Source organism: Neobacillus niacini NBRC 15566 (assembly GCF_001591505.1).
Lineage (GTDB): Bacteria > Bacillota > Bacilli > Bacillales > Cytobacillaceae > Neobacillus > Neobacillus niacini.
This window is the reverse complement of record NZ_BCVA01000002.1, coordinates 1-21,280: the sequence shown is the minus strand read 5'-3', so window position 1 is coordinate 21,280 and position 21,280 is coordinate 1. Positions and strand designations below refer to the sequence as shown.

Below are 21,280 nucleotides of genomic sequence, written 5' to 3'. Positions count from 1 at the left end.
TATATAGTTAACTATTTCTCTTATTTACCCCATCTAATCGCAATGGCACCCCATGTTAAACCGCCGCCAAAACCGACCATAACAATTAGGTCATCGTCTTTAATTCTTCCAGCCTCTAATTCCTCAACAATAGAGATGGGAATAGATGCTGCCGAAGTATTCCCGTATTTATGCACAGTCTTTGACATTTTTTCCACTGGAAGTTCAAGCCTTTGTCTCGAAGCCTCCATAATACGAATATTAGCTTGGTGAGGGATAAGGAAATCAACATCCTCTTTTGTAAGCCCCGCTTTTTCAAGAACGTTAATACAGCTTTCACCCATCTGGCGAACAGCAAACTTAAATACTTCCCGTCCATTCATGATAATATACTCATCTTGGTATAAATGCTTTGCACCCGTGCCATCTGCACCCAATTCAAACGAAAGAATTCCTCTACCCTCAGACACCTCTCCAACGATAACGGCGCCAGCACCATCTCCGAATAAGACGGCAGTGTTTCGGTCATTCCAGTCGGTGATCTTTGAAAGTTTTTCAACCCCCACTACTAGAACATGCTTATAAGCTCCTGATTCAACAAACTGCTTTCCGGTAATAATACCGTACATAAAACCTGCACATGCTGCACTAACGTCCATTGCGGCAGCTTTTTTCGCACCTAATCGTTCTTGAAGCATGCACGCAACGGAAGGAAATGGCTGATCTGGCGTTACGGTTGCAACCAAGATTAAATCGATATCCTCTGCTGTGATACCTGCATCTTGGATTGCTTTTTGAGCAGCAGCAAATCCCATATCAGATGTATTAGTGTTATCATCTGCGATACGACGTTCTTCAATGCCTGTTCGTGTTCGAATCCATTCATCTGATGTATCCATAATTTTTTCTAAATCCGCATTTGTAACAACCTTCTCTGGCAAAAACCTTCCAATTCCAACAATTCCAGCGTTCAAGGAATCATCCCCTTATATGATTAATCAATTATTAGTAATTATTATGACTTGGTACTAATTTTATCAAATAAAAGTATAAATAAGCAACATTTAAATGAACCATCCCCGCTTATGTCCATACCATTTGTTCATAAACTTCATAATCTAAAGGGGAATCACACTATTAGGAGGAGGCAGTACGATGGGGAATGAAAGCAATCGGGATGATCGCTTTTCAAGAATGATGTTTGGTAAACAAAAAGAGAGTGTTCGGGGCAATCATGGTAGTCCTCAGTTCAATCCATCTACACTCGATATAGAATCAATAATAGATAACATAAGTAAATTAAGGGATTCCTCCCAAAATTTAAAACCACTATTTCAAAAGGTTTATCCTTTTGTACAAGGATTTTTGAAGAAAAAATAAGCTGCCTATGTCACGGCAGCTTTTCTTAATGATCAGCATTTAAGCGGTGAGTATGTTCAATTTGTTTAGTCAACGCAACTGATAATGGAACGGTGCTAGGTACAATTTTTTTTATAATATCTTTATCCTTTATTTCTAGTATTCGCTTGTTTAAATCTTGTTCGCTTAATTGAAGTAAGGCTGCACATGAGTCCCATTGATTGTCCTTTCCACTTTGGAGAAGGTATTTTCCAGGCTGATTGATTTCCATTATCTCTATAATTGCTTTCACCGCGTCATCAACAAATAGGGCGTCACTTGTTTCCTCACGCAGTCCTTTAAACGGCATACCTCTATTTAATTCCGTTAAAATAGAGGATTGGAATATAAAGGTTTCTGGCTGCCATGGCCCAAATACTGTTGGTAAATAAAGTAAATAGCTATGCTTATTCGGTAATATAGTCCTTTTTAAAAAATCCTCGATGACGATTTCAGCCTTCGAATCAATCACATTTTTTAAGATTTGACTTGGAACAAGAATTACGATATTTTCCCAATTGTTTTTATTAATTATACTGCTTATCAAATGATCGGTTAATAAGTAATCTTCCTTATATCGCATATATAGGTCATATACAGAGAGTACTATTGTTTCATTCGCGGAAGATTGATTTGCTATGTCCCCTAATGAAACTTCAGCAAAGTTAGCGTTTCTTCCAATTTCTAGTCTTTTTTCGCTTGCCATATCCTCCTTTTCTTTCGTATCAAGTTGTACTCCCCTTACTAAAATCCCTTTATCAAGTAATGATTTGCATACATGAAAATTCACAAAGTCAAATACTCCAATAATAACGACCTTGTCCATTACTATTCCTTCCTCCCCAAGCTTCATTAGTGAATCCTATGCGGCTACATGAAGAATTATATCTCTCTAGGGGAGGAAGCTATTTATAGCACCTTTTCAAACTGATTGAAAAACTTTTTCATCATATTTCCAAGCTGTTGTTTTTTTTCAGGAACAATATATGTTGGACTAATATCCGTATTAGCCAGTAATTTTTGCAGCTGTTTTGATTGGTTATAGGATTTACCACTGGACATAACATGGATTATCTTGATTGGAATGCCCATATTCAATTGAACTTCATCTTCCATATCTTGAAGTTCTTGCTCAAGTGTGTCTTGATCCGTTTTATAGGCAGCTGTTAATTCTCTCATAAGCTTTTTATAGAAAAACTTGTGTTCTTTTTCAAGTTCGATATGTTTTTTTAAAGAAAGAATGGGATTTAATAAAACGACTGACCTCAATTTCCCCTGCATTTTCTCCATTAATCTAACAGCCACCAGGGCCCCCATGCCCTCGGCTATTAGATGAACTTTATTATTAAGAATTTCACTTCTAATTACTTGCTGATAAAGCCTTTGAGCTAGCTCTACAGAATGGTCACTTCCCCAGTTTCGCCCATACAAATTTGAGGAAAAAATAGTATATCCTGATTCTTTCAATTGATTGATTATGGCCAGTCTACCTTCATTCTGAGTCCAAAAGCATTTGCTTTCATCAACAAAATGCCTTTCATCTCCAATTATTAAAATTCCAAAACCTGTGGGCTTTTCAGGGTAATGGATGATATTCCACTCGGTATCCATCTGAAAATTCCGGTTCTCCATCGCTAAATCTCCTTTTACATATTTCCTCAAAATATTGTATGTGATTTCACATGAGATGAAAGGGAATATAGCCTATTGGACAGTTATACAATGGTGTTTTTATTTTTAAACCTGGTGTTTTTTTTACATATCCGATTGTAGACGGCCCAGTGTTTTGAATTTTTGCTTTTATTATTTCAATAGCATATGGTAATATTATGAGAGATGATAATAGGGTAGAGGTGAAAGATAGTGCGATACTTTTGGACTTTTTTTTGGGTGTTTGTTTTAGTGCAAATGCTTTCATATGTAGTTAGTTCAATGACTGAAGGCGGAGTATTCAACTTCCAGTCAGGTGCAATTGTTTCTGTTGGAGTTTTCATTTTGATTGTTATTGCAACGGCAGTCATTCCTAATGATCCTGTTGAAAAACACTAAATACTGTGACAAAAGGTCATCCATTAAACTGGATGACCTTTTTTATTTTCTTACAAAATAGTGATGGTTAATTCCCCATTTTCAGTTGTAACGCTGACAATGGAGTGTTCGTGAACATTACCTGCAATAATGGCCCTGGCAAGTTTTGTCTCGATATTTCGTTGAATAAACCGCTTTAGTGGCCTTGCACCATATATAGGGTCAAAACCATTTATTGCAATAAACTCTTTCGCATTGTCAGTTATTGTTACTTCAATATCCTGTTCCTTCAGCCTGCTTTGAAGTTCCTTCATCATTTTTACGACAATATCCTTTAATTCGGTTAAAGATAAAGGCTTAAATAGGATTGTTTCATCTATTCTATTTAAAAATTCTGGTCGGAAATGACTTTTTAGTTGTCCTAGGACCTTGTTTTTGGTTGCCTCCGAAATTTCAATTTCATTTTCATGTCGTTCCAATAAGAATTGTGAACCGATATTGGAGGTCATGATAATGACTGTATTTTTAAAATCGACTATTCTTCCTTGGGAGTCCGTAATTCTGCCATCATCAAGTGCCTGTAGGAGAATATTAAATACCTCAGGATGTGCTTTTTCAATTTCATCCATCAGGATTACAGAATAGGGTCTTCTTCTGACAGCTTCTGTTAGCTGCCCGCCTTCTTCATAGCCCACATATCCAGGAGGGGCTCCAATTAACCTTGAAACAGCGTGTTTCTCCATATATTCAGACATATCAATTCGAATCATTTGCTCTTCACTATCAAACAAAGCTTCGGCGAGTGCTTTAGCCAGTTCAGTCTTTCCTACACCTGTTGGTCCTAAAAATAGGAATGACCCTATCGGTCTTTTTGGATCCTTGATTCCGGCACGTGCTCGTAATACCGCATCAGCAACTAGTTGAACTGCTTCATTTTGCCCGATTACTCGTTCTTGCAATAGAGATTCTAATCTTAGAAGTTTCTCCCTTTCCCCTTCAACTAGCTTAGATAGTGGAATACCGGTCCACCTTGACACTATATTTGAAATCTCTTCTCCGGTAACTTCCTCTCGAAGTAGACGTTCACTTTTGGCTGTTTGCGATTCAAGCTCTTTCAATTCTTTTTCAACTAATGGGATCTGACCATGACGAAGCTCTGCAGCACGGTTTAAGTCATATTTATCCTCGGCTTGCTGTAATTCTCTTCGCAGTTTCTCAAGTTGTTCCCTTTTCTCCTGCAATTTCTGTATCCCTTGTTTTTCATGAAGCCACTGGGCTTTCTTGCTGTTCGCTTGATCTTTTAATTCGGCGAGTTCTTTTAACAGGACCTCTAGCCTCTTTTTACTTGCCTCATCCTGTTCCTTTCTTAAGGCAGCTTCTTCAATTTCCAATTGCATAACTCTGCGTGTTACCTCGTCAAGTTCTGTTGGCATTGAATCAATTTCAGTTCGAATAAGTGCACAAGCTTCATCCACTAAATCAATTGCTTTGTCTGGAAGGAAGCGATCCGTGATATACCGGTCGGATAATGTTGCGGCCGCCACGAGAGCATGATCATGGATTTTTACTCCATGGTGAACTTCAAATCTCTCTTTTAACCCGCGTAGGATGGAAATTGTATCCTCGACATTCGGCTCTTGAACCAGTACCTGCTGAAATCTTCGCTCAAGTGCAGGGTCCTTTTCAATATATTTACGATGTTCATCGAGGGTTGTTGCCCCAATACAATGCAGCTCTCCACGAGCGAGCATAGGTTTCAGCATATTCCCTGCATCCATAGCCCCATCCGTTTTTCCTGCTCCTACAATGGTGTGTAGTTCATCAATGAATAATAATATTCGCCCTTCGCTTTTTTTCACTTCATTCAATACAGCCTTTAATCTTTCTTCAAATTCACCTCTGAACTTTGCCCCTGCAATCAATGCACTCATGTCCAATGAGAATATCGTTTTATCTTTTAACCCCTCTGGAACGTCCTTCCTAACAATCCGCTGTGCGAGCCCCTCGACAATCGCCGTTTTTCCTACACCAGGTTCCCCAATTAAGACAGGATTATTTTTAGTCTTTCTAGAAAGAATTCTAATAACATGACGAATTTCTGCATCCCTGCCAATAACAGGGTCCAGTTTACCAGCTTTAACTTCGGCTACAAGGTCTCTTCCATATTTTTTAAGCGCATCGTAAACTGCTTCTGGATTTTGTGATGTCACTCTCTGGTTCCCCCTTATCTCCTTAATTGCAGTTAATATATATTCCGGAGTTTTCCCATTAGATTTTAGTATTTTCCTCATTTCTGAATCATTTGCATAACAAGCCGCCAATAATATATGTTCAATTGAAATAAAATCATCAGTAAACTTAGAAGCAAAATCTTCAGCACTAACAAAAAATCGTTGAAGTTTAGATGTAATGTATAACTTCCCTTGCTCGGTACCACTTCCAGTAACTTGTGGTTTTTTATCAAGGACTTTCTGCAATGCACTATCAACACTCTCCGTTTGGATTTCTGCTTTCTCCAAAATAGCAGCTAATAAACTATCCTCTTGGCGAAGTAATGTTAAAAATAAATGGGGTTCATCTACCTCTTGATGATTGTTTTTTATCGCTAAAGACTGTGCATCTGCTATGCCTTTTTGCAACCGCTCTGTCATACGATTTAAATCCATCTTTATACACCTCTTGACCTTTTCTGACCTATTTAATTTTATTATATACGTATATGTATTGAAATATAAAATAAAAGCCATCCACGGGGATGACTTTTTTAAATGATTTAAGGTTTACGCTGGTAAGTCCAAACACGTTCGTCATTTGAGGTTTCAGGGAACCTGTCTCCTGCTTTTAGCTTTATCTTTTTTGGATTATTGACATTTGACTCTGTATCACCAATTTCTATATATATACCATTATTTGGTGCTTTTTGTCCAGATCGAAACTGACGGCTTTGGCCCATTTCTGTCCCTCCTTTTTCTGTACAATATTATTATTTCCATTTACTCTAGGGACATTAAAGGAATTATTATGAAATAAATTCCTTTCTCTGCTTGGAATATTTTTGACGATTATATGAACTTATGTCACAATTATTGATATATAAGCGTCGTTAACAATATAATTATAGTATTATCTAGTAAATGAAACCTTGACTGTCATTTATTTAGGAAAGCAAATTAGCGATTGATTTCGCCCCTTTAAAGGTGGTTATTCTTATGCAGTCAATAAAAGAAATACCTGTGAAGTTAACACAACTGTTTGATACAGTTCACCATATAAAGAAAATGGAAAAAGGCACTTTTCTTTTTCAAGAAGGTTCCACTGCAAATGAATTATTTATTATCCAAAGTGGAATCATTCAAATAAGCAAGATTATTCCAGATGGCCGGGAACTTACATTAAGAATGTGTTCAAGCGGGGACTTTATTGGAGAACTTGATTTATTTTCTCCTGCACCTAAGTATTTGTTAAGTGCCCGCGTTGCGGAAAGCGGCGAAGTAGCAGTTATTATGAAAGATGTGCTCGAGGAGAAGCTTGCTAAAAATCATGAACTGGCACTTGAGTTCATGAGATGGATAAGCCAGCAATATCGGAAAACTCAAACCAAATTTCGAGACTTAGTTCTACATGGTAAAAAAGGTGCGCTATATTCCACCCTTATTCGAATTACAAACAGTTACGGCATACAAACCAATCAAGGAATCCTGATTGAATTACCGTTAACAAATCAAGAATTGGCTAATTTTTGTGGAACATCACGTGAGGTAGTAAACCGATTGCTAAGTGACTTAAGAAAATTAGAAATAATTTCCATAGATAAAGGCTCTATTACAATTCATGACCTGGATTATCTAAAGAATGAAATTGATTGTGAGGACTGTTCTCCAGAAATCTGTAAAATAGACTAAAATAAAAAATCGGTCGTTTGACCGATTTTTTATTTTAGAAAAACGATTTGAATGATTATAACTACAAAGAATAGGGTTGAATTGATGATTTCATATATGCCAATTTTCATTGGTGATAATGTTTTCCCATAAAATATCATCGCTCTTATTAAGCTTGGCAGAAATGCTATCGCCACGATCCAATACCCAAATGTTAAGCTGATGATGAGCAATAGTGCATGATATCCCCATGAGATCCATTTAAATTGAATGTTCTTTTTCTCTCTAATCATGGTTTTGACATAAAAAGTACAACCAATAAAAAATAACACTGAAGCGATAAAAATGAGTATTGTTTCATATGAAATCAGTCCCTTTCCGAGGTAGCTACTAGCCAATCCAGCGATAGAAAAGGCAAAGATTGCACTAAAATCATTTATTAATGCACGGTCTTTATTTATTGAAGTATAGTAAGCATTAATAAGAAAAAATGGAACCATTAATAATCCAAACATGATAATAGAAGGCATTTTTAAAAGCGGAAATAGCAGAAATAATAAAGCAGGTATCATATAAATCATGGTCCACTTTTTATAAAATTCGATCTTTTTCTTTTTAAATAACAAGAGCATCGGATAGGTGGCTAGGTATAGGAATATCCAGCCAATAAAAAATGGAATATGCTCCCATAAAAATCCTCCATCGACTACTCCAAGCCAGAAAGGGATAATTGTCATTGCCCACGCACCATGTTGTTTCGGTAAGAATAACTTCATAAGTCCACTCCTTCATTCCTCTGCTTTCCTCCACTATATCGCAGTCGAAAGAATTAAAAAGTGAAACACATCACAAATTGTGGTATATAAAAGAAGACAACTCACCTTCTAACAAAATTGTCACTTTTATGGTTGTGAAAATAGAAAAGCCCCAGATATTCATGATAAAAATGAATAAACTGGAGCATTTCTAGATAAAAATATTCTTATAATTAACAAACATATAAACCCCAATTGTATTATAGCGCAAATATGTTTCTGCCATAGTGTTAAAAATAATATTTTTGACACTTTTACAAATTTTTTTCAACAATATGATGAGCAAGTTTTTTTAATTCTTTTGATATCGCCGTCATCGCTATTTCCTCTGTAATATGAAACACCGGAACCTCAAGTTTTTCCCTAACGGCATTAATCAACTCTTTATCCCATACAATGACGGCCTTAATGTTACTTACATCGGAAATGAGAGGAAGATCGTTTTTATCTCTAAGAATCAGTAATTTGGGATAAGATTTCATTTTATGACCCTCAATGAAGATAATATCTGGGCGAAAAAAATCCACAAATCTAATTTGATCTTCAAGTGTTAAAGCAGTTTCATCTGCTTGCAAACATAACCTGCCCCCTCCTTCAATCAATGAAGCAACTGCTCCTGCATTTATATGCTTGGCCGAGTCCTTTTGGGAGAGAATGTCTGGGCGGCCCCCATGCCCATGATGCTTGATGGTAACACTCTTGAGATCATTTTTTTTTAAGATTTCAATGAGCTTCATGATGATAGTAGTTTTACCGCTATTTTGGTAACCCACGATTTGAAAAATTACAGGCTTCACCATGGCCATTCACTGCCTGCTTGGTCTTCAAGCAGCAAAATATCAACCTCATCACCTGCTTTAAAGCTTCTTGTTCCTCCCGGAAGAATCATCAATGAATTAGCGCCAGAAAGACTCATAATAATATTAGATTTGTCTAATCCACTCGGTGTTGCACTTAATTTCCCTTCTTTTATGGAAAAAGCACTGCGGACAAACCTTGTAAAAGGGTTTGCTTTGGGAAAATCAACCTCAAGGACCGCTTTTTCTTTTCTCAAGTGCGGTGTCGTAGAAAAAAGCATTTTTCGAATAATTGGCCGTGCAAACAATTCAAAACCCACATAGCAGGCAGATGGATTACCCGATAATCCAAATAGCAGCTTTCCTTCAATTTGAGCTACTGTCGTAACACTTCCAGGCCTCATGGCAACTTTATTAAATAAAACTTCTGCGCCTAGCTTTTCATAAATGGCAGGCAAATAATCGAAATCACCAACCGAAACGCCACCCGTTGTAACAAGTATATCTACTTTTTCTAAAGCTGCTTTTACTGCAGTAAAACATGTTTCAAAAACATCAGGAAGTTTCCCATAATATTGAACAATTGCCCCAGTTCTCTGTATTTGCGCAGCAATCATATGTGAATTACTATTTCTGATTTTACCAGGTACTAATGCTTCATCCACTTCCAGCAATTCTGTTCCAGTCGCAAACAACCCGATAATCGGTTTTTTAGCAACAGGAACCAAGTTGTAACCAAAAGTAGCCAGCATTGCTTGAATTCCAGGGTTGATCAATGTTCCTTTTTTTACTAGGACTTCACCCTCCTTGGCATCTTCACCTCGATAGGAGACATTGTCCCCCTTATTAAAGCTTCGTTTTATTGACATAAAGGGTTCGCCATTTTTGTCATATGCTTTTGCCACTTCAAACATGACCACCGCGTCAGTTCCTTCAGGCATCATTGCTCCGGTCATAATACGTACTGCCTCGAATTGTTTAATGATTTTAGAAGACGTCAATCCGGCACCAATATGGTCGACCACTTTAAATTCTACTGGATGATTTAATGAAGCTTCCTTGGTATCAACAGACCGGACAGCGAAACCGTCATAAGGTGCTCGATCAAAATGAGGGACATCACTCGTAGCGATTAAGTCTTCTGATAAAAAACGGCCATAACTTTCATCGATTGATATATATTCGGTTTTGCCATTTAATTGATATTCCATAACTTTTATAACTGCGTCCCCAATCGGGATCGGTTTTCTTCTCTCTAACAATTTCATCATCTCCTGCAGGACCATATCAAATAAAAAAGATAGTTATTCATTTATTATTATAAGCGTATCGAATAGTCTCAAATATAGCAAACATCACATCATAGGACAAATATTATTAAATCATAGCAAATGTGTGATTCAGGTCACCCCTTTTTTTTGATGAATGCCTTATTCTTAAACTATAAATGAATAAAAACATTAGGAGGAAAATATGATTACTTTCCCTTTTTCTACAAATACATTGGTTAGAGATATCGTTAATGAACTGCCAAAAACAAGTGATGTGTTTAAGAAATTTAGAATTGACTTTTGTTGTGGAGGGAATATTCCTTTATCACAGGCCATTGCAGCGAATGGAATAAATGAAGAAGCGATAATGGAAGAACTGAGAGTAGTATTTGAGAAAAATAGTTCTGCTGAAACAGATTTAGAAGTTTGGACTAAATCAGATTCAACTACGATTATTGATCATGTTATTAACCATTATCACTGTACATCTGAAGAAGAATTGTCACTGCTTAGCCCTTATGTTACTAAGGTTTCCCGTGTACATGGTGACAGTCATCCTGAACTTTTAAAGGTTCATGAATTATTTTATGAATTCAAAAAAGAATTACTGGAGCATATGGCTAAAGAGGAAGCAGTTGTCTTTCCGTTAATTAAACAACTTGCGGACGGAACGGTAGAAAATCGTGAAGAAGCCATTAACATGATTGTTGAACTTGAAAAAGAACATGACCATGCAGGTGAAATCCTAAGACAGATCCGCGCCGTAACTTCTGATTTCACTCTGCCTTTAGACGCTTGTGGAACCTACAGATTAGTATATAAGCGGTTAGAGGACTTAGAAGGACTAACATTTATGCACGTGCATTTAGAGAATAATATCTTATTCCCTAGATATTTTTAATATGATTTGTCAAAGAGGCTGGATAAACAGCCTCTTTTCTATGAAAAAAAACCTCCCTTTAAAGCAGAGAGGTCTAGCCGCCTATATATGACATTTCGATTTTCTTGCGGTTTTTTGCTGTCTCTTCTGTTCTTTCATCTGAATATCTGTCATTTCGGCCATTCCAAATGTCTGTTATGCGATTTCGCAGCTCTTCATCTGTTGCCCCGTTTCGCATAAAGTTTCGGATATCATGACCATTTCCATTAAATAAGCAAGTAAAAATCTGTCCATTTGCAGAAAGTCGCGAGCGCGTACAGCTGCTGCAGAAAGACTCTGAGACTGAGGAGATAAAGCCAACATTAACGTCTGTGTTCGTATAATTATATAGTTTTGCTACTTCGCCAAAATAGGCTGGATCAAGAGATTCTAGCTGGTAGTGCTCTTTAAGCATGTTATAAATTTGTTTTTTTGTGATGACATCATCCATTTTCCAGCCATTAGATGAACCTACATCCATATACTCAATAAAGCGGAGCTCTAATCCATTTTTCAAGCAAAAATCTGCCATTGGAATTATTTCTGAATCATTGAGGCCTTTTTTGACAACCATATTAATTTTGACTCTGAGACCAGCTTTCTTTGCTGCTTCAATCCCATCTAAAACCGGCTGGGTACCGACACCTCGTCCGTTAATAATCCCAAATAGCTCATCATTTAAAGTATCGAGGCTTATGTTCACTCTTTTTAGTCCTGCCTCTTTTAATTTATCAGCGAGTTTAGGAAGAAGGACTCCGTTTGTTGTTAAAGCGATATCTTTTAAGCCATCAATTTCTGATAACTTTTTCACCAAAATGGGAAGGTCCCTGCGAAGCAGTGGTTCCCCGCCTGTTAGACGAATTTTCTCGACACCAAGACTAACAAAAGCTTTTGCTACTCTATCAATTTCCTCATATGACAGCAGTGCACTTTTCGGCAGAAATTCAAAATCATCACCAAATTGATCGGCAGGCATGCAATATTGACAACGGAAATTACAACGGTCAATTACCGAGATTCTTAAATCACGTAATGGGCGTTCTAATTTATCTTTAATAATGGTCTTCTCCATTCATATCAACTCCATTATTTTAAAAGCAAATAATATAATGCAAGTGTACCAACTATTAATAAAAAAAACTGTTACTTTATTCACTATCATAACATTTCTTATACAATTTTTTAACGTGTTTCATGTAATTAAATGAGTTTTCACTATATTGTCATTGTTTACTCCGTAATAACCAGAAAACCTAAGTTAAAATAAAGTTAACGAAAATAGCTGAAAAGTTTAATGACCAACAAAACCTTCGAGGTGGAATACATGTTGACTAAAATGAAACCAACCCATTCTATAGAAATTAAAGAATTACTCAGATTTGCCGATCGAAAAATTAAAAGTGAAAGGGGTACCTTCTTATTTCAAGAAGGTATGCTTGCTGAAGAACTTTATATCATTATCTCTGGTAAAGTACAAATTAGCAAAATTACTTCCGATGGACGTGAACTATCATTAAGAATATGTGGAGAAAATGATATTTGTGGAGAATTAACGCTTTTTACCGACAATCCGAGATATTTATTAAGTGCTAAAATATTGGAGGAAGGTGAAATCGTTGCAATTAAAAAAGATGTCATTGAAAGCGAAATTTTTCAAAATAGCAAGCTTGCTTTCGAGTTTATGAAATGGATGAGTGACCATTTCCGTAAAACACAGACAAAGTTCCGTGACCTCGTCTTAAACGGGAAACGAGGAGCACTTTTTTCCACTCTCATTCGCATGTCTAATAGCTATGGTATTCATAAGGAAAATGAAATATTAATTGATATACCATTAACCAACCAGGAACTTGCAAACTTTTGCGGCACTTCGCGTGAAAGCACAAACCGTATCCTAAGTGAATTAAAAAAAGATAAGATTATCAATATAAAAAAAGGTAAAATCACTATTCTTGATTTGCAATATTTAAAGGATGAAATTGGATGTGAAAATTGTCCTGCTATCTATTGCAGCATTGAATAGTCAAATGGAAGCAATCGATCTGATTGCTTCCATTTTTTTATTGCACTTGTTTTTCTCGCAACGCCTTTGGAATATAAACACAGAATGGTTCACTTTCCAAATAATCTCCTGTCATTGCATAAGCTCTAGACCTTGAGCCGCCGCATACATGACGGAATTCACAGACACCGCATTTGCCTTTATAGAGGTCAGGATTTCTCAGTGATTTAAATATTGGTGACTCGCGATAAATTTCCGCAAGTGGTGTCTCTCTAACATTACCAGCTTTGACAGGCAATAGGCCGCTTGGGTATACATCTCCTATATGTGAAATGAAGACAAAACCATTTCCATCGTTAACACCTTTAGGTGCTCGTCCAAGTCCGTCAATCGATCCTGTTAACCCCTGCTCTGTTAAAGCACTTAAATAGTTAATTTCATCTGATTGGTCTTTTGCTTCTCTCATTTTCTGTTGAATGACAACACGTCGATAATGCTGTGCAGCTGTTGTTTTAATATCGAAAGAAACGTGTTTACTTAGGTCATAAAGCCATCTAAATACCTTCTCGTGTTCAACTGGTGAAATCATATCAGACTCTTGTCCTCTTCCTGTTGGTACTAGGAAAAAGACACTCCAGAGTACGCATCCTAAGTCCTCAACCATTTTTGCCATTTCATCAAGGTATTCTATGTTGTATCTAGAAATAACTGTATTTATTTGAATTGGGATTTCAAGTTCATGTAAATATTTAATTCTCTCCATTGTCAGATCAAAAGAACCGGCAGTTCCACGGAAGTGATCGTGAACGGCAGCAGTTGGTCCATCAATACTAAAAGCCCAACGGGAAAGACCAACTTCCTTCGCCTTTTCAATCGCTTCTTTTGTAACATTTGGTGTCGCGCTTGGAGTCATTGAAACCCTGACGCCTTTTTCAACAGCATATTTTGCAATATCAAAAACGTCTTGTCTCATTAATGGGTCTCCGCCTGTAAAGACCAGCATGGGATTATTCATTTCGTATATTTGATCGATTAAGTTCTTGCCTTCTTCAAATGATAGTTCACGTGGGTCTCTTCTTAATTGAGCTTCTGCACGACAGTGTAAACAAGCTAATTGACACGCACGTGTTAGTTCCCAAATTACGATAAATGGATCTTTATTAAAATCTCGGCCAAAAGCCATATGAAACGCCTCCTAAAACGGCCATTTCAAAAACCAAACAGCCTTATTACCTGTAATTATATAGGGGATTCCACTATGGATAAGTGAACTACCTCACATTACTTGAAAATTATATGTCCACTTTGTGAAGTGCAAATGATGATCGCAGGGAATTAGTTGCTGATGGCAAGAAAAAACAGCAGAACATTTCTGCTGTTTTTATAATACGAATATTATTAACGAATTCCTAATGCAATTTTTGCATAACGTGACATCATGTCCTTATTCCATGGCGGGTTAAACACGATATTAACCTCTACCTCTTTTACTTCTGGGATATCTGCTAATGCTCTCTTCACTTGGTCAACAATGGTTCCAGCAAGAGGGCAGCCCATGGAAGTTAATGTCATCGTAATCGTTACATTGCCCTCCTCATCCATTTCCGTATCATAGACTAAACCTAAATTAACAATATCTACACCTAGCTCAGGGTCTATGACAAGCTCTAATGCACCTAAAATATTCTCTTTTAACTCTTCATTCATCTATAACACTCCCTATCCTTATTGTAATAAATATTTCTCAAACCATTCAACCGTTGCTTTTAATCCTTCTCTGCTTACCTTATGATCTGCATGTTCATCTGTAATGAAGTGAATATCTCCTGGCTTTGCAGTATAGTTGTTTTTTACAGATTGATAAAAACGATATGTTAACGCATAAGGTACAATTGGATCTTTTTTTCCATGCCAAAATAACAATGGTCTATTATCAAGCTTATTTGGTTGAAGACTCAAATCATATTGACGTAAGACTGATAATTGCCCTGCAATTTCCTCATCGGAAAAAGTAAGACTAACACCAAGGTTTTTCATTTGTTCTAGCTGCCAATGCAGATATTCTTCATATGACGGCATCCCCATTAAACTAACTGCCGCTTTGACCCATTTATATTTAGTCAAAGCACCCAAGGTCACCATTCCACCCATTGAGGTCCCTGCAAGTCCAATTTTATCCGGATCTGCTAATCCTTCTTCTACATAGTATTGCTTATAATTGTTTAATTCATGGATGGTCTTGATGACAATTTCCCAAAAATGACTGTATAAATCCCTTTCGGTTAAACCTTGTTCCCTTTCCCCATGGTAGATCGCCTCTGGCAGGATCACTCTAAATCCCTTTTCCGCTAATAAATAGGCATAATGTAGATTATTCTCCTTTGCACTAGTGAAACCATGGGTAAAGATAATCAGCGGAAGTTTCTTTTGTTGTATACTTTTCTTTACTATATGTAGGAAGGGATTATGATTCTGCAAACTTTTTTCAACGATAATCACGTAGGTAAATCCTCCTGGGTAAAATAATTATATCTGATAGCAAAATCTTATGAAGTGAATTTTTTTACAGGTACGGTATAAAATTGTTAACATAGTAGTTATAATGGTATGACTTTCCAACAAAAGAAAATCCATAGTTGTAGTGTATCATTTCATTCACCATTTATCTAAAGCTTAGACTTATTGTTTAGAAAACGATTCAAAAAGGAGTCAATATGGCAGAAAAACATTTAATTGCATTGGACTTAGATGGAACTTTATTAAAAGATGATAAAACGATTTCCGAACGAACAAAAAAAGTATTAAGTAAAGCTAAAGAACAAGGACATGTTGTTATGATTGCAACAGGAAGACCGTATCGTTCAAGTGAACCCTATTATCGGGAGCTTGGGTTAGACACACCTATTGTTAACTTTAATGGTGCTTTCATGCACCATCCACTTGACTCCAACTGGGGATTTTTCCATGCCCCTCTCGACGTAAAAGTGGCCAAGGAAATCGTTGAAGCGTGCCGGTCTTTTCAGTTTCACAATATTATTGCCGAAGTAATTGATGATGTGTATTTCCACTATCATGATGAAAAACTGTTAGATATTTTTAGTATGGGTAACCCGAACGTTACAACTGGGGATTTACGAAATTTCTTAAATGATTCTCCGACAAGTTTGTTGATACATACAGAGGAAGATGAATTAAAGCTTATTCGTAAGCATTTGTCTGATGTTCATGCGGAAGTAATTGATCACCGCAGCTGGGCGGCACCATGGCATGTTATTGAAATTATAAAAACCGGAATTAGCAAGGCCGTTGGTTTAAAGAAGGCCTCAGAATACTTCAACATTCCTCCAGAAAGAATTATTGCTTTCGGTGACGAAGATAATGATTTAGAAATGCTTGATTTTGCTGGCCATGGTATTGCAATGGGGAATGCGATTGATAAAGTCAAAACGATTGCAAATGAAGTGACTCTTACCAATGAAGAAGATGGTATTGGCGTATATTTGTCAGATTTGTTAAATTTGAAATAAAGATGGTTGACACCATTGTTTACCTAAATGAAAAACTCTGATTTGAGCATACTATTTTTGTGAGGCACTAACCTGCTTCATAACAAGCTCACCAAATTGGAGGGATTGCAATGGGTAAACGAAACAAATCAAAACGCTTTGTCCAGCAAGGAGTGGATACTGTCAGTAAGCATGCTGAACGTATTCCATACCACATGACCTACGCTGAAGCGGAAGCCCAGAAAATGTCCAATGTGCGTGAATCCTCGCTTGGAGGAATATAACGATGGGAAACCAACTATTCCAGGAAGCAAGAAGATTTGTTGAGATGGCGAAGTCTGCCGACCCTGCTGATCGTGATTCTGTGATTTCGAAGGCCAAGAATGCATTAAGTTCTGCTTATGCTAATTCAACCTTCGCAGAACAAAGTCAGCTCCAAGAAATGCAAAATGAGCTTGAACAATTAAAATAAGTGGAAAAGCTGGTACGTTACAAAACGTGCCAGCTTTTCTTTTTACTGAAGAGTAAATTTGGTTTTGCTTAATAATGTTTGGTTGTTACTTATAGGTTTGTCATTTATTTTTCTTGGTAAAAGAGTTGCAGAAACAATGTATTCCCCTGCCGGAACTCTTTTTCCATGTAATTGATAATCCCATAGTTCCACTTTTCGATAGGTTTTATGAGGTTCAATTTTAATCGTTTGCAGTGCCTGTAAAAAAAAGCGTCCTTTTGAATACCGATATACTTCATGCCCGGATTGGTCAGTAACAGTAATCTCATAATATTGTGAGGTAGGAAACTCAAAATTCAGCGGAGATTCTTCATTATTCTTGATAAAAAGTTCAAATTTCACTGTTTCACTTCCCACAATAGGAACCACTGAAAACTGAAATTGGTGATTGGACTCACCATAACTTGCTTCCCCTTCTAAACTAAATGGAAATAAAAATAAAATTATTAATAAAATAATTCTCACACTTCATACCCCCTATTCTCGTCTAAAAAACCCATAAATCCCGGTTGTCTGAACAATATTCGTGAATGCATTTGGGTCAACCTCAGAGATTATTCGTTCCAAATCATATAACTCATAACGGGTAATAACAATCATAAGCATGTCTCTTGCTTCATTAGAAAAGGCACCCTTTGCAGGAATCATTGTGATACCTCTAACCAACTTTGAATGAATCGCTTTCTTAAGCTCATCAGCTTTCTTAGTAACAATCATAGCAGTAAGCTTTGCATGCCTAGTATGGATTGCGTCCACTACTCTTGTAGAAGCATACAAAGATACAATCGTATAAAGTGCTTTTTCCCATCCATATAAAAAGCCGGCCGTAATGATAATTACGGCATTCATAATAAACATATAGCTGCCTATCGGTTTATCTTTCATTCTCGATAAAACCATAGCAATAATATCTACGCCGCCTGTTGAAGCACCCCATTTTAGAGTTAGTCCGACACCTACAGCTAATATAACGCCCCCAAATACCGAGTTAAGGAGAATATCTTTTGAAACCTGTGTAATTGGAATTAATTCTAAGAAAAGTGATGATAGTACCACACTTAAAAAACTATAAACGGTAAAGGACTTTCCTACCTTAAACCACCCTAGGATTGCCACTGGGATATTTAGCAGCAGCAATAAGAAGCCCATTGATATATTTAATGGTGTTTGTTCACTTAATACTTTTGATAATAATTGTGCTGCCCCAGTAAATCCGCTAGAATAAACATTTGCTGGAATTAAAAATAAATTAATCGCCAGGGCATTTAGGAATGCACCCACAGTAACAATGATTGTTTTCTTGATTTGCTGCCATAACAAAAGCACCATCTCCTTTAATTTTTAAGGTACTAATTCTATGCTGATAATTGTATTTTTGGGGTGAAACCGATAAACTGAAACTAACTATATTAGTTTGAAAGCAGGTGAGCTTCATGCCGGTAAAAATACTAGCTGACAGCGCATGCGATTTACCAAAAGATTTTTACGCTGAACATAACGTCACATTATTCCCACTAAAGGTGCACGTTAATGGGCAAGAATATGAGGATGTTAAAACGATTGATCCTAAAACTGTTTATGACGCCATACGTACGGGCGATGTTCCTAAAACATCTCAAGTTTCTCCTTTATTATTTGAAGAAGTCTTCACTAAAATGGCTGAAAATAATGAAGATGGAATATATATTGCTTTCTCTTCAGCATTATCTGGTACATATCAGACATCTGTTATGATTCTTGACCAAGTAAAAGAAAAATATCCAAACTTTAATTTAACGATTGTCGATACCCAATGTGCTTCGCTTGGTTTTGGTCTTGTCGTAAAGGAAGCAGCAAGACTTGCAGCCAAAAATGTTTCAAAGGAAGAAATTTTAAATGATGTTTTATTTCGCAGTCAGCATATGGAGCATTTGTTTACGGTAGAGGACTTAGATTATTTAGCTAAAGGCGGCCGTGTATCCAAAGCCTCAGCCTTTTTAGGCGGTCTACTTAACATAAAGCCTATTTTGAATGTAGAGGAAGGAAAGCTCGTTCCAATAGAAAAAATACGAGGGAAAAAGAAAGTTTATAGACGTATAGTTGAACTGATGAATGAACGCGGTGCCAGCTTTGGTGACCAAATAGTGGGTATTAGTCATGCCGATACCGAAGATACTGTATTAGAAGTAAAGGCACTGATTGAGGAAGAACTACATCCGAAAGAAGTATTTATTACCTCGATTGGTTCAGCAGTCGGCGCACATACTGGGCCGGGAACCATTGCTATTTTCTTTTTAAATAAATTACCATAAATAAAAAAGCGGGAAAGCCCGCTTTTTTATTTATGGTCTGTTTTCTTTGAGTATTGATTTTTCCCTGCTTGACGATTCTTCTCGCGCATCATATTTTTTTCATGTCTTAGCGCATTATTATCTTGAGCCTTTTTATCATTATCTGATGTATGCGGCATAATCCTACCCCTTTCCAAATGCTTTCAACATTAGTGTTGTCATTTTAAAAAAGAGTATGTAGAAAAGTTAATCTTTCTTTAGATAAGTCCAGCTTCCTTCTTGATAAACCCTGCCATCTTTCATAAGTTTTCCAAGCGCCCTCTTAAAGGCTCCTTTACTTAATTGAAAACGCTCTTGAATATCTTCCGGCATGCTTTTATCATTAAAAGGCATAGCACCATTTCGACTCATTAAATATTCAAAGATACGTTCAGCGTCAAGGTCCTGTAATTCCTGTTTTCTTGCAAGCAAAGAAACATTCACTGTCCCATCATCCTTAACGTCTATGATCCGTCCTTCCACCTTTTGTCCTAATCTTGGCTCTTCCTGTCTTTGTGATTCATGAATGAATCCTTTATACCCTTCAATGGTGTAGACCCAGCTACCTACCTTAGCAGTACGATAGATATGCCCTTGAATATTTTTGTTAAAATCTTTTCTAGCAGCCTTTGTTGAAATTGATTCAATGACAGGGTCTGTTGCAAGCCTTGCATATAGCAGATAATTGTTATTTACTCTTAAAGTTGCATAGACCATGTCGCCCGGCTTTGGCCAAACTGATTTATGGACTGGAAGATCATCAATCCCTAATAATAAATCCTTTTTAATCCCAATGTCTAAAAACACACCTATATTAGGGTTGGTATCGACGACTTTAAGCCAAGCATACTTGCCAATCCCAATTTCAGGTATATTGGTAGAAGCAGACGTCCTGCCTTCTGAATCAACATAAAGAAACACCTCTACCGAATCATCTACTTCATAATCACGGTCTGCCTCATTTATATGCAACAAAACATCTTCATTTCCATCTGTTAAAAAATAGCCGAATTCAGCTTTTCGTGCCACCGTTAAGGTAACTGCTTGACCAATTAGTTCTTGTAAAGACATATCGATTCACCTTTTCTTTATCCTATAGCTCTACCATAGGGTTGTTTGAACTGCTATATTTTACTATAATGTACCCATAAAGGGAAACATTAGCAAAAATTGATTACTACATTTCATAATTAAAATATACTGGAGGTATTATTACTATGGCCAAAGATGAATCTTTTGATATTGTATCCAAAGTGGAATTTACTGAAGTCACAAATGCAATTACCGCAACAATGAAAGAAATTAAAACCCGTTATGATTTTAAGGGCAGCAAAAGTGAAGTTACGCTGGATAAAGAAGAACTTGTTCTAGTCTCAGATGATGAATTTAAGATGGACCAACTAAAAGACGTCTTGCTTGGCAGGTTAATCAAGAGAGGTGTTCCTGTTAAGAATCTTGATTATGGAAAAATGGAAAAAGCCTCTGGCGGAACTGTTCGCCAACGAGCAAAGTTGGTTCAAGGGATCGATAAAGATAATGCAAAGAAAATAAACACGATTATTAAAAATAGCGGTCTTAAGGTGAAAAGCCAAATTCAGGACGATCAAATCAGAGTTAGCGGTAAAAACCGTGATGATTTACAAAAGATTATCTCGTTGGTACGTGAAGCAGACCTAACCGTCGATGTTCAATTTATTAACTATAGATAGGTTTCTAAAAGATGAAATTGGACTTTTTCCTTTTCATCTTTTTTTGTTCTTTCCGGACATTGATTAATATGGAGAGGTTATGTGATTGATTGGACCAATCTGCTCCCAAAAGGTGAGAATGGTGTCCGAATCATGGTCCCATTCGGACAGGCAAT

26 protein-coding genes are annotated in these 21,280 nt (G+C 36.8%); 10 read left to right on the top strand and 16 right to left on the bottom strand.

The window, feature by feature from the left end; all coding sequences use genetic code 11:
- Positions 1-20 precede the first annotated feature (20 nt).
- Complete coding sequence (locus BANA01_RS02005) at positions 21-953, bottom strand: beta-ketoacyl-ACP synthase III (protein ID WP_034673989.1); 933 nt, start codon at positions 951-953, stop codon at positions 21-23.
- A gap of 181 nt (positions 954-1,134) precedes the next feature.
- Between BANA01_RS02005 and BANA01_RS02000 the strand changes: the two genes are divergently transcribed.
- The gene (locus BANA01_RS02000) at positions 1,135-1,359 is read left to right on the top strand and encodes a hypothetical protein (protein ID WP_034673987.1); all 225 of its coding nucleotides are present in this window, start codon (positions 1,135-1,137) and stop codon (positions 1,357-1,359) included.
- A 25-nt stretch (positions 1,360-1,384) separates the two neighbouring features.
- On the opposite strand, the gene BANA01_RS01995 is transcribed toward BANA01_RS02000, so the two are convergent.
- Together BANA01_RS01995 and BANA01_RS01990 are read right to left on the bottom strand one after the other, a co-directional pair.
- Positions 1,385-2,203, bottom strand: a complete 819-nt coding sequence (locus BANA01_RS01995; RefSeq protein ID WP_157411705.1) for a hypothetical protein — start codon at positions 2,201-2,203, stop codon at positions 1,385-1,387.
- Between the two features lie 83 nt (positions 2,204-2,286).
- Positions 2,287-3,009: a lipase family protein gene (locus BANA01_RS01990; protein WP_063251432.1), complete on the bottom strand. Its 723-nt coding sequence runs from the start codon at positions 3,007-3,009 to the stop codon at positions 2,287-2,289.
- A 231-nt stretch (positions 3,010-3,240) separates the two neighbouring features.
- On the opposite strand from BANA01_RS01990, the gene BANA01_RS01985 reads away from it, so the two are divergent.
- Positions 3,241-3,426: a YjzD family protein gene (locus BANA01_RS01985; protein ID WP_034673995.1), complete on the top strand. Its 186-nt coding sequence runs from the start codon at positions 3,241-3,243 to the stop codon at positions 3,424-3,426.
- A 50-nt stretch (positions 3,427-3,476) separates the two neighbouring features.
- On the opposite strand, the gene clpB is transcribed toward BANA01_RS01985, so the two are convergent.
- Positions 3,477-6,071 carry an ATP-dependent chaperone ClpB gene (clpB, locus tag BANA01_RS01980; protein ID WP_063251431.1) on the bottom strand — a complete coding sequence of 865 codons (2,595 nt, stop codon included), beginning with the start codon at positions 6,069-6,071 and terminating at the stop codon, positions 3,477-3,479.
- Positions 6,072-6,178: 107 nt separating this feature from the next.
- Positions 6,179-6,358 (bottom strand): YjzC family protein, encoded by a 180-nt coding sequence (locus tag BANA01_RS01975; protein WP_063251430.1) that lies wholly within the window; start codon positions 6,356-6,358, stop codon positions 6,179-6,181.
- Positions 6,359-6,614: 256 nt separating this feature from the next.
- On the opposite strand from BANA01_RS01975, the gene BANA01_RS01970 reads away from it, so the two are divergent.
- Positions 6,615-7,307, top strand: a complete 693-nt coding sequence (locus tag BANA01_RS01970) for a Crp/Fnr family transcriptional regulator (protein WP_157411704.1) — start codon at positions 6,615-6,617, stop codon at positions 7,305-7,307.
- Positions 7,308-7,336: 29 nt separating this feature from the next.
- Here the strand turns inward: BANA01_RS01970 and BANA01_RS01965 are convergent, their stop codons facing one another.
- The 3 genes from BANA01_RS01965 to BANA01_RS01955 all read right to left on the bottom strand — a co-directional run bounded on the left by BANA01_RS01965 (position 7,337) and on the right by BANA01_RS01955 (position 10,160).
- Entirely contained in the window at positions 7,337-8,062 is a 726-nt protein-coding gene (locus BANA01_RS01965) for a YwiC-like family protein (protein WP_063251429.1), read from the bottom strand.
- 293 nt (positions 8,063-8,355) lie between these two features.
- Positions 8,356-8,907, bottom strand: coding sequence for a molybdopterin-guanine dinucleotide biosynthesis protein B (gene mobB, locus BANA01_RS01960; protein ID WP_034674003.1), 552 nt, complete (start codon positions 8,905-8,907; stop codon positions 8,356-8,358).
- The gene (locus BANA01_RS01955; protein ID WP_034674001.1) at positions 8,895-10,160 is read right to left on the bottom strand and encodes a molybdopterin molybdotransferase MoeA; all 1,266 of its coding nucleotides are present in this window, start codon (positions 10,158-10,160) and stop codon (positions 8,895-8,897) included. The genes mobB and BANA01_RS01955 overlap by 13 nt, the downstream gene beginning before the upstream one ends.
- A gap of 211 nt (positions 10,161-10,371) precedes the next feature.
- On the opposite strand from BANA01_RS01955, the gene ric reads away from it, so the two are divergent.
- Entirely contained in the window at positions 10,372-11,070 is a 699-nt protein-coding gene (gene ric / locus BANA01_RS01950) for an iron-sulfur cluster repair di-iron protein (RefSeq protein ID WP_326160954.1), read from the top strand.
- A 73-nt stretch (positions 11,071-11,143) separates the two neighbouring features.
- On the opposite strand, the gene moaA is transcribed toward ric, so the two are convergent.
- Positions 11,144-12,160 (bottom strand): GTP 3',8-cyclase MoaA, encoded by a 1,017-nt coding sequence (moaA, locus tag BANA01_RS01945; protein WP_063251428.1) that lies wholly within the window; start codon positions 12,158-12,160, stop codon positions 11,144-11,146.
- A gap of 252 nt (positions 12,161-12,412) precedes the next feature.
- Between moaA and BANA01_RS01940 the strand changes: the two genes are divergently transcribed.
- A complete protein-coding gene (locus tag BANA01_RS01940; RefSeq protein WP_063251427.1) occupies positions 12,413-13,111 on the top strand; it encodes a Crp/Fnr family transcriptional regulator in 699 nt (232 codons plus the stop codon).
- A gap of 37 nt (positions 13,112-13,148) precedes the next feature.
- Here BANA01_RS01940 and BANA01_RS01935 read toward each other — a convergent pair whose 3' ends face one another.
- The 3 genes from BANA01_RS01935 to BANA01_RS01925 all read right to left on the bottom strand — a co-directional run bounded on the left by BANA01_RS01935 (position 13,149) and on the right by BANA01_RS01925 (position 15,589).
- Positions 13,149-14,273, bottom strand: a complete 1,125-nt coding sequence (locus BANA01_RS01935; protein ID WP_063251426.1) for a TIGR04053 family radical SAM/SPASM domain-containing protein — start codon at positions 14,271-14,273, stop codon at positions 13,149-13,151.
- A gap of 215 nt (positions 14,274-14,488) precedes the next feature.
- Positions 14,489-14,797 (bottom strand): metal-sulfur cluster assembly factor, encoded by a 309-nt coding sequence (locus tag BANA01_RS01930; protein ID WP_063251425.1) that lies wholly within the window; start codon positions 14,795-14,797, stop codon positions 14,489-14,491.
- An 18-nt stretch (positions 14,798-14,815) separates the two neighbouring features.
- On the bottom strand, positions 14,816-15,589 hold the full coding sequence (locus tag BANA01_RS01925; RefSeq protein WP_063251424.1) for an alpha/beta fold hydrolase: 774 nt from the start codon (positions 15,587-15,589) through the stop codon (positions 14,816-14,818).
- Positions 15,590-15,804: 215 nt separating this feature from the next.
- On the opposite strand from BANA01_RS01925, the gene BANA01_RS01920 reads away from it, so the two are divergent.
- The 3 genes from BANA01_RS01920 to BANA01_RS01915 all read left to right on the top strand — a co-directional run bounded on the left by BANA01_RS01920 (position 15,805) and on the right by BANA01_RS01915 (position 17,068).
- The gene (locus BANA01_RS01920; RefSeq protein WP_063251423.1) at positions 15,805-16,617 is read left to right on the top strand and encodes a Cof-type HAD-IIB family hydrolase; all 813 of its coding nucleotides are present in this window, start codon (positions 15,805-15,807) and stop codon (positions 16,615-16,617) included.
- Between the two features lie 110 nt (positions 16,618-16,727).
- Entirely contained in the window at positions 16,728-16,880 is a 153-nt protein-coding gene (locus tag BANA01_RS29800; RefSeq protein WP_169803637.1) for a hypothetical protein, read from the top strand.
- 2 nt (positions 16,881-16,882) lie between these two features.
- On the top strand, positions 16,883-17,068 hold the full coding sequence (locus BANA01_RS01915; protein WP_063251422.1) for a DUF3813 domain-containing protein: 186 nt from the start codon (positions 16,883-16,885) through the stop codon (positions 17,066-17,068).
- 42 nt (positions 17,069-17,110) lie between these two features.
- Here BANA01_RS01915 and BANA01_RS01910 read toward each other — a convergent pair whose 3' ends face one another.
- Complete coding sequence (locus BANA01_RS01910) at positions 17,111-17,572, bottom strand: BsuPI-related putative proteinase inhibitor (RefSeq protein ID WP_063251421.1); 462 nt, start codon at positions 17,570-17,572, stop codon at positions 17,111-17,113.
- Positions 17,573-17,584: 12 nt separating this feature from the next.
- Complete coding sequence (locus BANA01_RS01905; RefSeq protein ID WP_411834551.1) at positions 17,585-18,436, bottom strand: YitT family protein; 852 nt, start codon at positions 18,434-18,436, stop codon at positions 17,585-17,587.
- A gap of 104 nt (positions 18,437-18,540) precedes the next feature.
- Here BANA01_RS01905 and BANA01_RS01900 point away from each other — a divergent pair, with 104 nt between their 5' ends.
- A complete protein-coding gene (locus tag BANA01_RS01900; protein WP_063251419.1) occupies positions 18,541-19,398 on the top strand; it encodes a DegV family protein in 858 nt (285 codons plus the stop codon).
- 26 nt (positions 19,399-19,424) lie between these two features.
- Here BANA01_RS01900 and BANA01_RS28970 read toward each other — a convergent pair whose 3' ends face one another.
- Together BANA01_RS28970 and BANA01_RS01895 are read right to left on the bottom strand one after the other, a co-directional pair.
- On the bottom strand, positions 19,425-19,556 hold the full coding sequence (locus tag BANA01_RS28970; RefSeq protein WP_081810752.1) for a DUF3941 domain-containing protein: 132 nt from the start codon (positions 19,554-19,556) through the stop codon (positions 19,425-19,427).
- A 67-nt stretch (positions 19,557-19,623) separates the two neighbouring features.
- Positions 19,624-20,487: a CvfB family protein gene (locus BANA01_RS01895; RefSeq protein ID WP_063251418.1), complete on the bottom strand. Its 864-nt coding sequence runs from the start codon at positions 20,485-20,487 to the stop codon at positions 19,624-19,626.
- 146 nt (positions 20,488-20,633) lie between these two features.
- Here BANA01_RS01895 and BANA01_RS01890 point away from each other — a divergent pair, with 146 nt between their 5' ends.
- A complete protein-coding gene (locus BANA01_RS01890; RefSeq protein ID WP_063251417.1) occupies positions 20,634-21,125 on the top strand; it encodes a YajQ family cyclic di-GMP-binding protein in 492 nt (163 codons plus the stop codon).
- Positions 21,126-21,280: the final 155 nt, after the last annotated feature.

Excerpts from the sequence above, each read along its gene's own strand:
- BANA01_RS01890 (WP_063251417.1), top strand. The coding sequence starts at position 20,634 with ATGGCCAAAGATGAATCTTTTGATATTGTATCCAAAGTGGAATTTACT.
- BANA01_RS01895 (WP_063251418.1), bottom strand. The coding sequence starts at position 20,487 with ATGTCTTTACAAGAACTAATTGGTCAAGCAGTTACCTTAACGGTGGCA.
- BANA01_RS01935 (WP_063251426.1), bottom strand. The coding sequence starts at position 14,273 with ATGGCTTTTGGCCGAGATTTTAATAAAGATCCATTTATCGTAATTTGG.
- moaA (WP_063251428.1), bottom strand. The coding sequence starts at position 12,160 with ATGGAGAAGACCATTATTAAAGATAAATTAGAACGCCCATTACGTGAT.
- BANA01_RS01930 (WP_063251425.1), bottom strand. The coding sequence starts at position 14,797 with ATGAATGAAGAGTTAAAAGAGAATATTTTAGGTGCATTAGAGCTTGTC.
- ric (WP_326160954.1), top strand. The coding sequence starts at position 10,372 with ATGATTACTTTCCCTTTTTCTACAAATACATTGGTTAGAGATATCGTT.
- BANA01_RS01975 (WP_063251430.1), bottom strand. The coding sequence starts at position 6,358 with ATGGGCCAAAGCCGTCAGTTTCGATCTGGACAAAAAGCACCAAATAAT.
- BANA01_RS01995 (WP_157411705.1), bottom strand. The coding sequence starts at position 2,203 with ATGGACAAGGTCGTTATTATTGGAGTATTTGACTTTGTGAATTTTCAT.
- BANA01_RS01920 (WP_063251423.1), top strand. The coding sequence starts at position 15,805 with ATGGCAGAAAAACATTTAATTGCATTGGACTTAGATGGAACTTTATTA.
- BANA01_RS01965 (WP_063251429.1), bottom strand. The coding sequence starts at position 8,062 with ATGAAGTTATTCTTACCGAAACAACATGGTGCGTGGGCAATGACAATT.
- mobB (WP_034674003.1), bottom strand. The coding sequence starts at position 8,907 with ATGGCCATGGTGAAGCCTGTAATTTTTCAAATCGTGGGTTACCAAAAT.
- BANA01_RS01900 (WP_063251419.1), top strand. The coding sequence starts at position 18,541 with ATGCCGGTAAAAATACTAGCTGACAGCGCATGCGATTTACCAAAAGAT.
- BANA01_RS01990 (WP_063251432.1), bottom strand. The coding sequence starts at position 3,009 with ATGGAGAACCGGAATTTTCAGATGGATACCGAGTGGAATATCATCCAT.
- BANA01_RS01915 (WP_063251422.1), top strand. The coding sequence starts at position 16,883 with ATGGGAAACCAACTATTCCAGGAAGCAAGAAGATTTGTTGAGATGGCG.
- BANA01_RS02000 (WP_034673987.1), top strand. The coding sequence starts at position 1,135 with ATGGGGAATGAAAGCAATCGGGATGATCGCTTTTCAAGAATGATGTTT.
- BANA01_RS28970 (WP_081810752.1), bottom strand. The coding sequence starts at position 19,556 with ATGCCGCATACATCAGATAATGATAAAAAGGCTCAAGATAATAATGCG.
- clpB (WP_063251431.1), bottom strand. The coding sequence starts at position 6,071 with ATGGATTTAAATCGTATGACAGAGCGGTTGCAAAAAGGCATAGCAGAT.
- BANA01_RS01970 (WP_157411704.1), top strand. The coding sequence starts at position 6,615 with ATGCAGTCAATAAAAGAAATACCTGTGAAGTTAACACAACTGTTTGAT.
- BANA01_RS01940 (WP_063251427.1), top strand. The coding sequence starts at position 12,413 with ATGTTGACTAAAATGAAACCAACCCATTCTATAGAAATTAAAGAATTA.
- BANA01_RS01905 (WP_411834551.1), bottom strand. The coding sequence starts at position 18,436 with ATGGTGCTTTTGTTATGGCAGCAAATCAAGAAAACAATCATTGTTACT.
- BANA01_RS29800 (WP_169803637.1), top strand. The coding sequence starts at position 16,728 with ATGGGTAAACGAAACAAATCAAAACGCTTTGTCCAGCAAGGAGTGGAT.